The organism is Streptomyces sp. NPDC052910, from assembly GCF_055585605.1.
In genome coordinates, this window is record NZ_JBVJJR010000004.1 from 272,856 (window position 1) to 287,242 (window position 14,387).

Genomic DNA, 14,387 nt, shown 5'->3' on the forward strand with positions numbered 1-14,387 from the left:
GTGGTCCGGGACTCGCGCCGCCGGGCCGGCGCCCGCCTACGTCAGCCAGCCCGAGTCGCGGGCGATCCGGATGGCGTCCACCCGGTTACGGGCGTTGAGCTTGGCCACCACGGTCGTCAGATAGTTGCGGACGGTCCCGGCGGACAGGTGGAGCCGGGAGGCGATCTCGCCGGTCTCCGCGCCCTCCGCCGCCAGGCGCAGCACCTCCGTCTCGCGGGCGGTCAGCGGACTCTCGGCGCCGCCCCAGGCGGCGAGGGCGAGTTCGGGGTCGATGGAGCGCTGTCCGGCGGCGACCCGGCGGATGGCGGTGGCCAGCTCGTCCGACGGCGCGTCCTTGAGGAGGTAGCCGGAGACGTGCGCGGCCAGGGCCCGGCGCAGGGTGCCGGGGCGGCCGAGGCTGGTGAGGATGAGCGTGCGGCACTCCGGCAGCTTCTCGCGCAGCTCGGCGGCGGCGGTGAGCCCGTCGGTCCCCGGCAGGTCGATGTCGATCACCGCCACGTCGGGCCGGTGCCTGAGCGCGGCCTCCACGATCTCGTCGCCGCGCTCCAACTGGCACACGACGTCGATGTCCGGTTCGAGGTCGAGCAGGGCCACGAGCGCTCCGCGGACCATGTGCATGTCCTCGGCCAGAAGTATCCGTATCACGGGGTGCCTTCGTCTGTAGCGGTCCGCGGGGCCGGTGTCCTGTGGTGACTCCGCGAGAGGCGTGATCCTATCAACGTGCCGCCAGAGCATGATCTTTTATTGCGGCGGCGACGGCGCTGGGGATGATCGCGGGCGCGGGGATGGCCACGGGGGCGGGGGTGGCCGCGGATGCGGGTGCGGCCGGGTCGCAGTGGCCCGCGGGGACCTCGGCGGTCAAGCGGAACGTACCGTTCCCCTCATGCCCGTACACCAGCCGCCCCCCGACGGCCTCCAGACGCCCCGTCAGATTGCCGAGGCCGCTGCCGCTGTCGGGGCAGGGATCACGGTGGGCGGGATCGGCGCCGTCGTTGCGGACCGTCAGCCGGACGCTCCCGGCGGGCGTGCGGCTCACGGAGAGCGCGCAGCGCCGGGCCCGGCTGTGGCGGAGGAGGTTGGTGACCGCCTCGCGCAGCACGGTCGCGAGCACGGTGTCCGCCTGCCGCCCGACGGACCCCGGCGCGCACTCGACGTCCAGGGAGATCCCCGCCGCGTCCAACACCGAGCGGGCCGAGGCGATTTCGTCCTCCAGGCTCAGGTCCCGGTAGCCGCTGACGACCGTCCGGACGTCGGCGAGCGACTGCCGGGCGACGGCCAGCACCTCGTCGGCCTCCGCCATCGCCTGCTCCGGCCGGACGGGGACGAGGCGGCGGACCAGCTCGCTCTTGAGCGTGATGGAGGAGAGGCTGTAACCGAGCAGGTCGTGCAGGTCGCGGGCGAAACGGAGGCGCTCCTCGGCCACGGCGGCGCGGGCGAGCTCGTCGCGGGTGCGGTGCAACTGCCAGATCACGTCGTAGAAGTGGGAGATCCCGTAGACGACGATGCCGCAGAGCAGGGTGGACTGCCCGAAGTAATAGCTGCACGCCTCGGTGTGCCCGGCGAGCCGGGCACAGCCGGACAGGCCCAGGCCCGTCACCCAGAACAGCGCCCAGGCGGGCCGGGAGGGCAGGAGCAGCAGGAGCGAGCCGCAGAAGAACCCGGCGGTGTAACCCCACCACTGCCCGAGGAGCATGATCGGCAGGCAGGCCAGCACGCCCTGGACGCCCAGGGTGAGGCAGGCGCGGCGGCCCAGCCTGCGGCGGGTGCGCGGACAGAAGTGGAAGCACTGGATCACCGCGCTCACGGCCAGACCGGCGAGGGAGAACACGGCGGCGGAGACCGACGGGTTCTGCCGCAGGATGTTCGTGACGCCGGTCAGGACGTAGTTCAACAGCACGGCCACGGAGATGCCGAGGGCCGTCCGGGACGCGGGCGCGGGAAAGAGGCCGGTGCGCCGCCGCGCCCGCCGGCGGGCGGCGGGAGCTTCGGCCTGCCCGGCGGCCGGCACTTCGGCGACCAGGCGGAACCCGCCGTCGGCGGTACGGTCCGACACGAGCCGGCCCCCGAGGGCCCGGAGCCGGGAGGCGAGGCCGCTCAGACCGGTGCCGTCGTCCGTCGGGGGAGTGTGTGCGACGGGAGCGTCCGGGAGGGGAGCGTTCGGGACGGGAGTGCGCGCGACGGGATCGTTCGGGAGGGGAGTGTTCGGGACGGGAGCGAGCGGAGCGGAAAGGGCACAGCCGTCATTGCTCACCGACAGGCGGATCACACCGTGATCGGTCCGGACGGCGGTGATCTCGCACGCCGTCGCCCGGCCGTGCCGCAGGACGTCGGTGACGGCCTCGCGCAGGACCGCCGCGAGCACGGTTTCGGCCCGGCGGTCGACGGTTCCCACCTCGGCCCGGGTCCGCACCTCGACTTCGGCGGAGCGCAGCACCTCCCCGGCGGAGGCGATCTCCCGCTCCAGCGACATGTCGCGGTAGCCCTTGGCGACGGCGCGGACGTTGGCGAGCGCCTGGCGGGAGACGGCCAGCACGCCGGCGACCTCGTCCACGGCGCGGTCGGGGCGGGTCGGGATGAGGCGGCGGACGAGCTCGCTCTTGAGCGTGATGGCGGAGAGACTGCTGCCGAGCAGACCGTTCACGTCCCGGGCGAAGGCCAGGCGTTCCCTGGTCACGGCCGCCCGGGCGAGCCCGGTCCGGGCGTCGCGCAGCTCGCGGACGAGCTTGGAGAGGTGCGAGAGGCCGAAGACGACGAAACCGAAGCCCGCCGCGGATTCGGCGAAGTAGAGGGTCTCCACCCACCCGTGCCCGTAATGGAAACCGATGGCCACGAACACCGCGCCCAGCGCGCCGAACACCGTCCAGGCGGCCCGCGCCGGCAGCACCACGAGGACCGAGCCCGCGAAGAGACCGGCCATGGTGATCCAGTAGAACCCCAGGAACGCGAACGGCGCGAAGGTGAGCACCGCCTGGGCGATCAGCGTCAGATGGACGCACCGGCCCAGCCGCTCCCTGGCGGTCGCGGAGGAGTGGAGGCACTGGAGCAGACAGACGGCGACGATCAACGCCGCGGCGGAGACCAGTTTCCCGTCGCCCTGCCCGGCTTGTGCCAGATTGATCAAGCACAAGCCGGGCAGGGCGACGAGGGTGCCGGCGAGCAGCATCCGGGCCACCCGGGGCGTCGGCCCCGCCGGGTTCTCCTCACACCGCCCGCCTGCCGGCCGCCCGTCCCCCCGCCCCGCTCCCTGCTGCCGCCCGTCCTCCCCGGCGCCCTTTCCCGACCTGCTCGCTTCCCCGAACCGATCGCGAGATCCCATCCGTGACGCCGCCCCTCCCCTAACACGCGTCTCACATGTGAGGGGCAGCATAAGGGACGCAGGTAAGGGGCCGCAGAAAAGAATGTGTGTTACTTGCCCCGGGGGCCGGGGGCCGGGGGCCGGGGGCCGGGGGCCGGGGGCCTGGGGCGGAGCCGGGGCCGGGGGCGACCGCGACGGCACCGACCGCTGCCGGTCAGTGCCGAGTGACGCCGGTCAGTACCAGATGGTGTGCTTCCAGATGATGTCGCGGGCCGTCGCACCCGTGTCCAGGCCGTACGCGGGCCGGTCGGTGACGAAGTACTCGCGGAAGGTGGACTGCGGGTCCTTGGCCATCATGGTGTTGCTCTTCGTCCAGCCGCCGTCGACCTGCGACCACAGGTCGACCAGCGTGGTGGCGACGCGGGCCTCACAGGCGTCGCCCGGGTCGATGCCGCGGGTGGAGCGGTCGTTGGCGAGGTTCAGCGAGGCGCCGTTGCCCCAGTAGTAGGTGGTGTCGCCGAAGGTGTGGAACGCCACCGCGTTGGCGAAGCCCTCGGTCCAGGCGCAGGTCGTGGAGGAGGAGCGGTCGACGTAGTGGGGCGAGCAGTTGCTCACCCGCGGCCACCACCCCTTGTAGAGCTTGCCCTGGAGGGCGTGGCCCGCCTCGTGGACGGTCGTGTGCTCGGAGTCCGGGTCGTTGTCGGCGAGATGGATCCTGTCCTCGCCGGAGTTCCAGTACGTGCCGTCGGTGGAGCCGGGGTACCACTGGACGGTGATCGGGGTGCAGCGCCCGCCCTGTTCACTGGAGGCCCAGCAGTCGGTCGTGGAACCGCGGTTCCACCACAACTTGTTGAGGGTGTCCAGGGCGTGCCACGCGCGGCTCTGCCCGGCGTTGGCGTACACGTTGCCCAGGCCCGTGCTGCCCGAGAGGTTGGTCAGGGCGTACGAGGAGGTGGCGTAGACGCCGCCGTCGGCGCCGATCACCGACCACATCCCGCCGGCCTGCGTCCGGAACTCCACCCAGGCCGCCGAGGTGACGGCGGTGGTCGGGGTGTAACAGAGGTTGAACCGGCCGTCGCCGTTGCCGGTCATCCCCGTGGCGAGCTTGCGCGTCTCGCCGTTGGCGGTCGGCTTGCCCCACAGGATGACGTTGGCGTTGCTGACCGGCTCGTCCCGGTTGGCCTTGGCGTTCCAGTCGCCGCCCTCGGCGGACTGGAAGCGGTTGCGGAAGGTGCCGCTGACGCAGACCTGGGCGCGCGCGGTGGGGGCGGAGGCGGCCGGCGGGTGCGCGGGAGCGGGGGACCTGGGTGCGACCTTGCGCGGCTTGCGGATGTCGCGGGCGGGACCGTCGACCTTGGTCGCACGGGCCTTGCCGATCGATACGCCCTTGCCGGTGGAGCCCTTGGCGGTGCCGACGGTCAGTTCCACCGAGTCGTGGCCGGCGCGGCGCGGGTCGGGGTGGTCGATGTCGCTGATGTCCGCCTGGATCTGGGCGGGCCCTGCGGCGACGGCCCTGACCTTGAGCTCGACGGCGCGGGTACCGGGGGACAGGACGAGCTTCCGGCTGATGCGCTGGCCGAAGACGTCCGTGGCGGGCGCGGCCAGGCCGGCGCCTCCGCCGGCTATTCGGAGCGAGGGCGGCAACCGGACGGCCAGACCCGCGTTCCCGACGGTCGTCTGCGCCTTGACCACCACGGTGAGGGTGGCCTGCTCACCGACGGCCGGCAGACGGTCGAGGGAGGCGGTGACGCCGAGGCAACTGAGCGGCGCCTCGGAGCGCTTGTCGGCGGAGCGGATCGTACAGGGGCCGCTCGGGGCGGCCGAAGTGTGCGCGGCGGCCGTCGTGGTGCGCGCGGCGGGTGTGGCCGGCGTGGCGGACGCGGACGGCACGACGGCGACGGCCAGGCAGGCACCGACGCCCGCCAGAGCGGCCAGCGGGACGGGTTTGAGGACCCGTCTCTTCAAGGCCCGTTTTCCGGACATGAGCGAACCTTTCCGCGGTGGGCGTGGCCCGGCCCTGGCCGAACCAGGCCCGGGCCACGCGGGCACCGCTGTGGGGGAGTTGCGCACTGCCCTCCAGGGCGCCGACACCTTCGACCGATGAGCCGAGCATTGGCCAAAGAAGCACTCTGGGTGACAGAGGGCGAAACCATACACCATGGCTTGCGCATGCCAACTGCTCCCTTGTGGGTTCCTGACGGCAGGTCAACCGAGCAGTCTGAGCTGCCGAGTTGAGCTGAAGCTGGTTGCCGGAGGATGCAAGGGGGGCGTTTCGTGGTGTGGTCGAAGTCTCGCCGCACAACTACCCTGCGTATGCGTCGATCTACGGCGACGGCCTCGCTGCGGCGCGCTCCCTGCTCGGCCGCCGGCGTGTGCGAAGCTCCGCGGCGCCGACCGGCGCCCCGGGGTCGGCTGGCCGTCCCGGAAAACGCGAAAAAGCCCTCGGTCTTGGCGCATTCGCAGGCCGAAGGACTTTTCCCGTGCCAGGACGGCGAGATTGCCGCTTGGCCGGATTCAGGCGTAAGCGTTCAACCGCCAACCGCCTACTTCCCGATCCTTTTTCGCGTCGGCGACCTTCGGTCGATCCGACCGGGCGCTGTGTCATGCCGAGGGGCGCGTGACCCGTCGAGAGCGCCTTGACGTTCCCTGATGCGCCCGTGGACAACGACCGCTCCACGGAGGAGCGTTGCCGCATGCGCAAGAGTGCCCGCTGGGCCATAGCCCGCTTCAAGAGCCTTCCCTGGTACGGGAAGATCGCCTCCCTCGCGGCTGCTGCCGTCGCCGGTTACTTCCTTGGGTGGTTTCTCCTTGTCCTGGTCGTCGATCTGGTGGCGTTCGCCGTCACCACGGCCCTCATGATCCTTCTGCCGGTCTTCGGCTTCCTCGCCCTCGCCGGCGCCGACAAAAGAAGCAGCCGTCGGGAGGACGATGAATGGTCCGAGCAGAACGATCCGCGGCGATATGAGCGGACGCATGCCGGGGACCTACCGCACTTCTGAGCGGAAAGTATCGATCCCGTGATCCATGGCGGCCTTTACCTGGCTGCCGAGGGCTTGTCCCGGCGTGAGACACCCGCCTTCGGCAAGGCGTCGCGCGGATCCGAAAAACCTGAACACCGGATCGGACGGACCGGGTGGGCTCTTGGGGCGTAGGCGTTGGGCATGATCCGCATCGCCTGTGACGAATCGCGGCGAATCGCGGCAAGATCACCCGAAGGTACGACGAAGGCCCTGCCTCCAGTGATGGAGACAGGGCCTCTGAGCCGGAAAGATTCCCGCTCGACCTGTCGGGACGGCGGGATTTGAACCCACGACCCCTTGACCCCCAGTCAAGTGCGCTACCAAGCTGCGCCACGTCCCGTTCGCCCGTTCCCGCCGGTTTTCATCCCGGTGGGGCGTGCAGAAAGAAAATATCCTGTTCCGCGCCGTGATCCAAATCCGGGGGTGGGCTGGGGGCCGGCGGGGCCCTCCGGGGCCGGCGCCCGGGTCAGCGGGAGGCGTCCAGAAACCAGCGCACCCGGGCGGCCTGCCGCCCGCCCGGCCCGGCCGCGACCCGCTCCAGCAGCGCGTCCAGCTCGGCGCGACGGGCCGCGGGAAGCGCCCGGAAGGCCGTGGCGCCGTTGTAGGGGATCCAGTCGGCGAGGGCGGTCAGGGCCCGCTCGCGCAGGGCGGGCTCCTCGTCGTCCGCCAGCCGCAGGAAGCAGCGCAACCGGGCCGTCGGGTGGTGGGCGGACAGCAGCCGGAACGCGGAGACGCGGACGTGCCGGGGGCGGTCGTCGGCCAGCCGGTCGTACAGCCAGTCCTCGGAGAGCCGGGCGGCCACGGGCAGGAGCGTCGTGGTCGCCTCGCGGACGACGGAGACCGACGGGTCGTCCAGCAGCGGCTCCAGCCGCTCGGGCTCGCCCGCGTCCAGCGCCCGCAGCGCGGCGACGGCCTTCGCCCGCACGGCCGGACGCGGGTGGCCGAGCAGCGGCCACAGCAGCGGCGCGTCCGCCCGCGTCCCGGCCTCGCCCAGCCCGGCGGGCGCGCCGGGGAGGACGTCGGGGGCGGTGCAGGCGGCCCGGTGCAGCGGCAGCGGGTCGACGCCGTGCTGCCGCAGCACCCAGCGGGCGCAGGCGCGGACCAGCCCGGAGCGGTCGGCGAGGAAGCGGGCCGCCTCCTCGGTCTCGCCGGTCCGCCGCAGCGCGGTCACGCCGGCGGCACGGACGCGCGGCTGCCGCGAGGTCAGCAGCGGGCGCAGGACGCCCTCGGGGTCACCGTCCCGGGTGCGGGCGAGCGCGGCGTTCGCGCACAGGTCCTGTACGACGACGTCCGGATCCGTGGCCGCGGCCCGCGCCAGCTCGGCGGCGGACAGATGCTCCTCCTCGACGGCCACCCGGTACCCCAGCCGGCGGGCTCCCCGGTCGCGGCACGCCAGCAGCGCGCCGATCCGCTCCGGACTCCGGACGAACGTCATGACGAGATCGTGGGCGAAGTCGCCCCGCCGCCGGACGGCCGCGCGCAGGGCGACCGCCGCGACCAGCGCCACGGTGCTCGGCGGCGCACCCGGCAGCAGCACGGCCAGCGCCCGCCGCGCCTCTTCGCGCACCGGCCCCGCCCAGTCCGCGCACCGCAGCACCACCAGCGCCGGGAACCGGGCCGCCTCCAGCCGCCGCAGCACCGCCTCGCGCACCCGCCCGTCGAAATGACACAGCGCCACCGCCACCGCCGCGCCGCCGGGCGCCGGTTCCCCGGAGCGCAGCCAGTCGACGGGCGGGTCCTGCCAGTGCAGGGGGTCGCGCACGCCGTAGTCGAAGTCGATCCACGCCGTCGGATCGGCGGCGTCGAACGGGACGTCGTCCCCGGCTCGGGCGGCCCGGAGGGTCGCGTAGGCGAGGCCGTACTCGCGGTTCATATAGGGGAGTGCTCCCGTTCCGGTCGTTTCGATCGTCCAAAGGTGATCGTAGATCCGGCGGGAAAGGGGGACGGGCTGGGGCGGGCTCAGCTCCGGCGCTTGAAGGAGGCAGTGGGGATCTCGATCTCGGCGCCGTCCTGCAGGCTCAGCGGGATGGTGTCGCCGTACTTGTACGTCTGCCGGGAGGCGTACGCGTCATCTCTGGGGTTGGTGAGCAGGTCGCATTCGCCGCGGAACGGATCAATGATGAGGTATGCGGGTACGCCGAAGCGGGCATACTGCCACATCTTGACCGCATAGTCGTTCTTGTCGTTCCTCGACGAGACGATCTCGATCGCGGCCAAGAGGTCCTCGTGCGAGTACGGGTCGGTCGCTCCGTCTTCGATGATCGCCACGTCCGGGCATCGATCGGGCTCTCCAGGGAAGCCGAACTCCACGTCGTTCAGAATTCGTTGCTTGCCGAGGCCGGAGGCGACGATGGCAGTCTGGACGTCGAAGACGGTCCAGCTCTGAACGCCGCTCCGCGGAGTCGCGATGATCCGGTCCCCCACTGCCTCGATCTTGAAGCTCTTCAGAAGCGGCGACGCGCGTTCGATGGCGTTCCGCATGGATTCGGTCCGTGCGTCGTTCACGGACTCCACCCGCGCGTTGTGCGGGCGCTCAAGCTGCGCAGTCATCGTCCGCCTCCCCTACTCGGGCCTCTCGATACTCGCCTCGTAGAGCGTCCCGCCGGTACCCGTATCCGCTTGATTCACCCTTCCGAGTCCTTGACGAAACATACGGAGCACTGCATAGTTATACCCATCACCGCATGCAAGGTAAGGAGAATCCCGTGACCGAGCGCGTCGTACTCGCCTACTCGGGCGGCCTGGACACCTCCGTCGCCATCGGCTGGATCGCCGAGGAGACGGGCGCCGAGGTCATCGCCGTCGCCGTGGACGTCGGCCAGGGCGGCGAGGACCTGGACGTCATCCGCAAGCGCGCGCTCGCCTGCGGTGCGGTGGAGGCGGAGGTCGCCGACGCCAAGGACGAGTTCGCCGAGGAGTACTGCCTCCCGGCGATCAAGGCCAACGCCCTCTACATGGACCGGTACCCGCTGGTCTCGGCGCTCTCCCGGCCGACGATCGTCAAGCACCTCGTCGCCGCCGCGCAGAAGCACGGCGCGACCACGGTCGCCCACGGCTGCACCGGCAAGGGCAACGACCAGGTGCGGTTCGAGGCCGGGATCTCCTCGCTCGCGCCGGACCTGCAGTGCATCGCGCCCGTCCGGGACTACGCCATGACCCGGGACAAGGCCATCGCCTTCTGCGAGGCCAAGGGCCTGCCGATCGCCACCACCAAGAAGTCGCCGTACTCGATCGACCAGAACGTCTTCGGCCGGGCCGTCGAGACCGGCTTCCTGGAGGACATCTGGAACGCGCCGATCGAGGACGTCTACGACTACACGGCCAACCCGGCCGCCCCGCGCGACGCCGACGAGGTCGTCATCACCTTCGAGGCCGGCGTCCCGGTCGCGATCGACGGCCAGGCCGTCAGCGTCCTCCAGGCGATCCAGCAGCTCAACGACCGGGCGGGCGCCCAGGGCATCGGCCGGATCGACATGGTCGAGGACCGGCTCGTGGGCATCAAGTCCCGGGAGATCTACGAGGCGCCCGGCGCCATCGCGCTGATCACCGCCCACCAGGAGCTGGAGAACGTCACCGTCGAGCGCGAACTCGCCCGCTACAAGCGGCAGGTCGAGCAGCGGTGGAGCGAGCTGGTCTACGACGGGCTGTGGTTCTCGCCGCTCAAGCGGGCGCTGGACGGCTTCATCGCCGAGGCCAACGAGCACGTCAGCGGCGACATCCGGATGACGCTGCACGGCGGCCGGGCCGTCGTCACCGGCCGGAAGTCCGCGAAGTCGCTCTACGACTTCAACCTCGCCACCTACGACACGGGTGACACCTTCGACCAGTCCCTGTCCAAGGGCTTCATCGAGATCTTCGGCCTCTCGTCGAAGATCGCCGCCAAGCGGGACCTGGTCTGACCGACCGGCCGGCCGCCGTATCCCTCCGCCCGACACCCCGACGGCGGCCGGCCGCCTCCCACCACCCACGAGGAGCACGCACGTGAGCACCGGCACCCCCGACGATGTCCGCCTCTGGGGCGGCCGCTTCGCCGACGGCCCCGCCGAGGCGCTGGCCAGGCTGTCCGCGTCGGTCCACTTCGACTGGCGCCTGGCCCCCTACGACATCGCCGGTTCCCGCGCCCACGCCCGTGTGCTGCACAAGGCCGGTCTGCTGACCGCCGACGAGCTCGCGGCGATGCTGGACGGCCTCGACCGACTGGAGGCCGACGTCGCCACCGGCGCCTTCACCGGCACCGTCGCCGACGAGGACGTGCACACCGCCCTGGAGCGCGGCCTCCTCGAACGGCTCGGCCCCGACCTCGGCGGCAAGCTGCGCGCCGGCCGCTCCCGCAACGACCAGGTCGCCACCCTCTTCCGGATGTACCTGCGCGACCACGCGCGGATCATCGGCGGACTGCTCACCGAGCTCCAGGAAGCGCTCGTCGGCCTCGCCGAGGCACACCAGGACGTCGCCATGCCCGGCCGGACGCACCTCCAGCACGCCCAGCCCGTCCTCTTCGCCCACCACGTCCTCGCCCACGTCCACGCCCTCGGCCGGGACGCGGAGCGGCTGCGGCAGTGGGACGAGCGGACGGCCGTCTCCCCGTACGGCTCCGGTGCCCTGGCCGGCAGCAGCCTCGGCCTCGACCCGGAGGCGGTCGCCGCCGACCTCGGGTTCGAACGCGGCTCGGTGGGCAACTCCATCGACGGCACCGCCGCCCGGGACTTCGTCGCCGAGTTCGCGTTCATCACGGCCATGATCGGCGTCGACCTCTCGCGGATCGCGGAGGAGGTCATCATCTGGAACACGAAGGAGTTCTCCTTCGTCACCCTCCACGACGCGTTCTCGACCGGCTCGTCGATCATGCCGCAGAAGAAGAATCCGGACATCGCCGAGCTGGCCCGGGGCAAGTCCGGGCGACTGATCGGCAACCTCACCGGGCTGCTCGCCACACTCAAGGCGCTGCCGCTCGCCTACAACCGGGACCTCCAGGAGGACAAGGAGCCGGTGTTCGACTCCTGCGACCAACTGGAGGTGCTGCTCCCCGCCTTCACCGGGATGATGGCGACGCTCACCGTCCACCGGGAGCGGATGGAGGAACTGGCCCCGGCCGGGTTCTCCCTGGCCACCGACATCGCGGAGTGGCTGGTGCGGGAGGGGGTGCCGTTCCGGGTGGCTCATGAGGTGGCGGGGGAGTGCGTGAAGGAGTGTGAGCGGCTGGGGATCGAGCTGGACGGGCTCACGGATGAGCAGTTCGCGGCGATCTCGCCGCATCTGACGCCTGAGGTTCGTACGGTCCTCGACGTCCCTGGGTCGCTTGCTTCCCGCAGCGGGCGGGGGGGTACGGCGCCGTCGGCGGTGGCCGCACAGCTCATCGAGGTAAAGGCGGAACTCGCGGTCCAACGGGAGTGGGCGGGCGCGAAGCGGGGATGAGCCCCTGCGGGGGGCTGTGCCCCGGTCCCTCCCCCAGAGGGGGCACCCCCACTTCGCCGATTCCTGGGGCTGCGCCCCAGACCCCCTTGTCGCGGCTGCGCCGCTCGTCCTCAAACGCCGGACAGGCTGAAAGTGCCCGCTCAGGCACGATCCAGCCCGTCCGGCGTTTGAGGACAACCGCGCGGAGCGCGGTTTGGGGGGCTGGGGGCTCGCCCCCAGGAAACGGCGAAAGGGCGGGACCGGGGCACCCCACCGCGCGAAGCGCGACCGCGACACGCGCGACACCACCGCCCCGAATGAGACACCACTGTCTCATTCGGGTTACCCTCGTCTCATGACGAGGCTCGACCGACAGCACGTACTGAACGCGGCAGCGTCCCTGCTCACCCGCAAGGCGACGGCCTCCATGGACGAGATCGCGAGAGCGGCGGGCATCAGCCGCGCCACGCTCCACCGGCACTTCGCCGGGCGGGACGCGCTCGTCCGGGCGTTGGAGGACCTGGGCATCGAGCAGTTCGAGCGGGCGCTCGACGAGGCGCGGCCGGAGGAGGGGGACGCGGCCGAGGCCGTGCGCCGGCTGATCGCCCTGTCCGAGCCCGTGGCGGGCATCCTCGCGTTCCTCTTCACCGAGAACCAGTTGTACGAGAACGGCTGCAACGAGGGCTGGAACCGGCTGGACACCCGCGTGCAGCGGCTCTTCACCCGGGGCCAGGAGGAGGGCGCCTTCCGTCTCGACCTGTCGGCGGCCTGGCTCACCGAGGCGCTCTACGGGCTGATCGGCACCGGCGCCTGGGCGGTCCACGACGGCCGGGTGGCCGCCAAGGACCACACCAGAATGGTCTCCGAGCTGCTGCTCGGCGGCGCCCGACGGAGGATGGAACGATGAGCGGCCAACGAACGATCACCCAGCCGTCGGACGCGCGAGGATCCGGGGAGACCCCGTACCGGGGCCGCTGGCTGGCGCTCTCCGTCCTCGTCCTGGCCGTGCTGCTGGTCGCCGTCGACGCCACCGTGCTCGGCCTGGCGACCCCGTTCCTCAGCGAGGACCTGAAGCCCTCCGGCACGCAGTTGCTGTGGATCGGTGACATCTACTCCTTCGTCATCGCCGGCCTGCTGGTCTCCATGGGCAGCCTGGGCGACCGGATCGGCCGCAAGAAGCTGCTGCTCGGCGGTGCCGTCGCGTTCGGCGCGGTGTCGGTGTTCAACGCCTACGCCTCCAGCCCGGAGATGATGATCGCCGCCCGGGCGCTGCTGGGCGTCGCCGGCGCGACCCTGATGCCGTCCACGCTGGCGCTGATCCGCAACCTCTTCCACGACCCGCGCGAGCGCAGCCTCGCCATCGGCATCTGGGGTGCGATGGCGTCGGCGGGCGCGGCCGTGGGGCCGGTGGTCGGCGGGTTCCTGCTGGAGAACTACTGGTGGGGCTCGGTCTTCCTGATCAACCTGCCGGTCATGGCGGTGCTGGTGCTGGTCGGCGTCAAGCTGCTGCCCGAGTCGCGCGACCCGTCGCCCGGCCCCTGGGACCTGCTGAGCGTCGTGCTCTCGATGGCCGGCATCGTGGGCGTCGTCTACGCGGTGAAGGAGGGCGCCACGCACGGGTTCGGCGTGGAGATCGCCCTCGCGGCGGTGGTCGGCGTGGGCGCCCTCGCCTGGTTCGTCCGCCGGCAGCTCCGGCTGCCCGCGCCCCTGCTGGACATGCGCCTGTTCCGCAACCGCGGCTTCTCCGCGGCGGTGCTGGCCGACCTGCTGACGGTGCTGGGCCTGTCCGGAATGGTGTTCTTCCTGTCGCAGTTCCTCCAGTTGGTGCAGGACCGCGACCCGCTGGAGGCCGGGCTGGCCGAACTCCCGGCCGCCGTCGGCGCGGTGACGGCCGGCCTGCTCGCCGGACAGGCGGCCCGCCGGTGGTCGGTGCGGTCGGTGGTGGGCGGCGGGCTGGCGGCCATCGGCATCGCCCTGGCCGTCATCGCCACCCTGCGGACCGACACCTCCTACCCGCTGCTCGGGGCGGTCCTGCTGGTCGTCGGCGTCGGCGCGGGCTTCTCGTTCACCGTCACCGCCGACGTCATCCTCTCCAGCGTGCCCAAGGAGCAGGCGGGCGCCGCCTCGGCCGTCTCCGAGACGGCGTACGAACTGGGTGCCGCGCTCGGCATCGCCCTGCTGGGCTCGATCGTCACCGGCGTCTACCGGGACTTCGCCGTCCCGGCCGGGGTGCCGTCCGGTGCCGCGGCGGACGCGCACGAGTCGCTGGGCGGAGCCGTCAAGGCGGCGATGACGCTGCCGGCCGACGCCGGGTCCGCCCTCCTGAGCTCCGCGCAGCACGCCTTCGTCGACGGGCTGCGGCTGGCGTCCGCCGTCGGCGCGGTGGTGCTGCTGGGGACGGCGGTGGCGGCCTGGTTCCTGCTGCGCGGGCAGCGGCTGGAGGACAGCGCGGAGGCCGAGCACATCAAGCACGCCGAGCACGAGCACTGAGTGCCGCCGGTGAGCGGGACAGGGCTCGGATGAGCCAAGCGCACACGGGCCGGGGCGGCAAGCCCCGGCCCGTGTGACTTTTTCCGAGGGTTCCGTCCCTTGACGGGGTCCTTACGCGCGGGAACGATCTGCGACTACCGGTCGGTATTGCCGAACGTGGTTCGGCGAGGTTGAAGCAAAGCCCTTGT

10 protein-coding genes and 1 tRNA gene are annotated in these 14,387 nt (G+C 71.8%); 5 read left to right on the forward strand and 6 right to left on the reverse strand.

Annotated features, from left to right (window positions below):
* Positions 1 to 36 precede the first annotated feature (36 nt).
* The 3 genes from ACZ6X9_RS17510 to ACZ6X9_RS17520 all read right to left on the reverse strand — a co-directional run bounded on the left by ACZ6X9_RS17510 (position 37) and on the right by ACZ6X9_RS17520 (position 5,278).
* A complete protein-coding gene (locus tag ACZ6X9_RS17510) occupies positions 37 to 645 on the reverse strand; it encodes a response regulator (RefSeq protein ID WP_469778876.1) in 609 nt (202 codons plus the stop codon).
* A 70-nt stretch (positions 646 to 715) separates the two neighbouring features.
* The gene (locus ACZ6X9_RS17515) at positions 716 to 3,163 is read right to left on the reverse strand and encodes a sensor histidine kinase (protein ID WP_469778877.1); all 2,448 of its coding nucleotides are present in this window, start codon (positions 3,161 to 3,163) and stop codon (positions 716 to 718) included.
* 366 nt (positions 3,164 to 3,529) lie between these two features.
* Positions 3,530 to 5,278: a mycolysin gene (locus ACZ6X9_RS17520; protein WP_469778878.1), complete on the reverse strand. Its 1,749-nt coding sequence runs from the start codon at positions 5,276 to 5,278 to the stop codon at positions 3,530 to 3,532.
* A gap of 710 nt (positions 5,279 to 5,988) precedes the next feature.
* Here ACZ6X9_RS17520 and ACZ6X9_RS17525 point away from each other — a divergent pair.
* A complete protein-coding gene (locus tag ACZ6X9_RS17525) occupies positions 5,989 to 6,294 on the forward strand; it encodes a hypothetical protein (protein WP_469778879.1) in 306 nt (101 codons plus the stop codon).
* Between the two features lie 287 nt (positions 6,295 to 6,581).
* Here the strand turns inward: ACZ6X9_RS17525 and ACZ6X9_RS17530 are convergent.
* The 3 genes from ACZ6X9_RS17530 to ACZ6X9_RS17540 form a co-directional block, all read right to left on the reverse strand.
* Positions 6,582 to 6,655, reverse strand: a tRNA-Pro gene (locus ACZ6X9_RS17530).
* Between the two features lie 126 nt (positions 6,656 to 6,781).
* Positions 6,782 to 8,188, reverse strand: coding sequence for a hypothetical protein (locus tag ACZ6X9_RS17535; protein WP_469778880.1), 1,407 nt, complete (start codon positions 8,186 to 8,188; stop codon positions 6,782 to 6,784).
* An 86-nt stretch (positions 8,189 to 8,274) separates the two neighbouring features.
* Complete coding sequence (locus tag ACZ6X9_RS17540; protein ID WP_469778881.1) at positions 8,275 to 8,865, reverse strand: Uma2 family endonuclease; 591 nt, start codon at positions 8,863 to 8,865, stop codon at positions 8,275 to 8,277.
* A gap of 155 nt (positions 8,866 to 9,020) precedes the next feature.
* Between ACZ6X9_RS17540 and ACZ6X9_RS17545 the strand changes: the two genes are divergently transcribed.
* The 4 genes from ACZ6X9_RS17545 (at position 9,021) to ACZ6X9_RS17560 (ending at position 14,199) form a co-directional block, all read left to right on the forward strand.
* Positions 9,021 to 10,214 (forward strand): argininosuccinate synthase, encoded by a 1,194-nt coding sequence (locus ACZ6X9_RS17545; RefSeq protein WP_469778882.1) that lies wholly within the window; start codon positions 9,021 to 9,023, stop codon positions 10,212 to 10,214.
* A gap of 82 nt (positions 10,215 to 10,296) precedes the next feature.
* Positions 10,297 to 11,730 carry an argininosuccinate lyase gene (gene argH / locus ACZ6X9_RS17550; RefSeq protein WP_469778883.1) on the forward strand — a complete coding sequence of 478 codons (1,434 nt, stop codon included), beginning with the start codon at positions 10,297 to 10,299 and terminating at the stop codon, positions 11,728 to 11,730.
* A gap of 334 nt (positions 11,731 to 12,064) precedes the next feature.
* Positions 12,065 to 12,616: a TetR/AcrR family transcriptional regulator gene (locus tag ACZ6X9_RS17555; RefSeq protein ID WP_469778884.1), complete on the forward strand. Its 552-nt coding sequence runs from the start codon at positions 12,065 to 12,067 to the stop codon at positions 12,614 to 12,616.
* Positions 12,613 to 14,199 (forward strand): MFS transporter, encoded by a 1,587-nt coding sequence (locus ACZ6X9_RS17560; protein WP_469778885.1) that lies wholly within the window; start codon positions 12,613 to 12,615, stop codon positions 14,197 to 14,199. Before ACZ6X9_RS17555 ends, ACZ6X9_RS17560 begins: the two co-directional genes overlap by 4 nt.
* Positions 14,200 to 14,387: the final 188 nt, after the last annotated feature.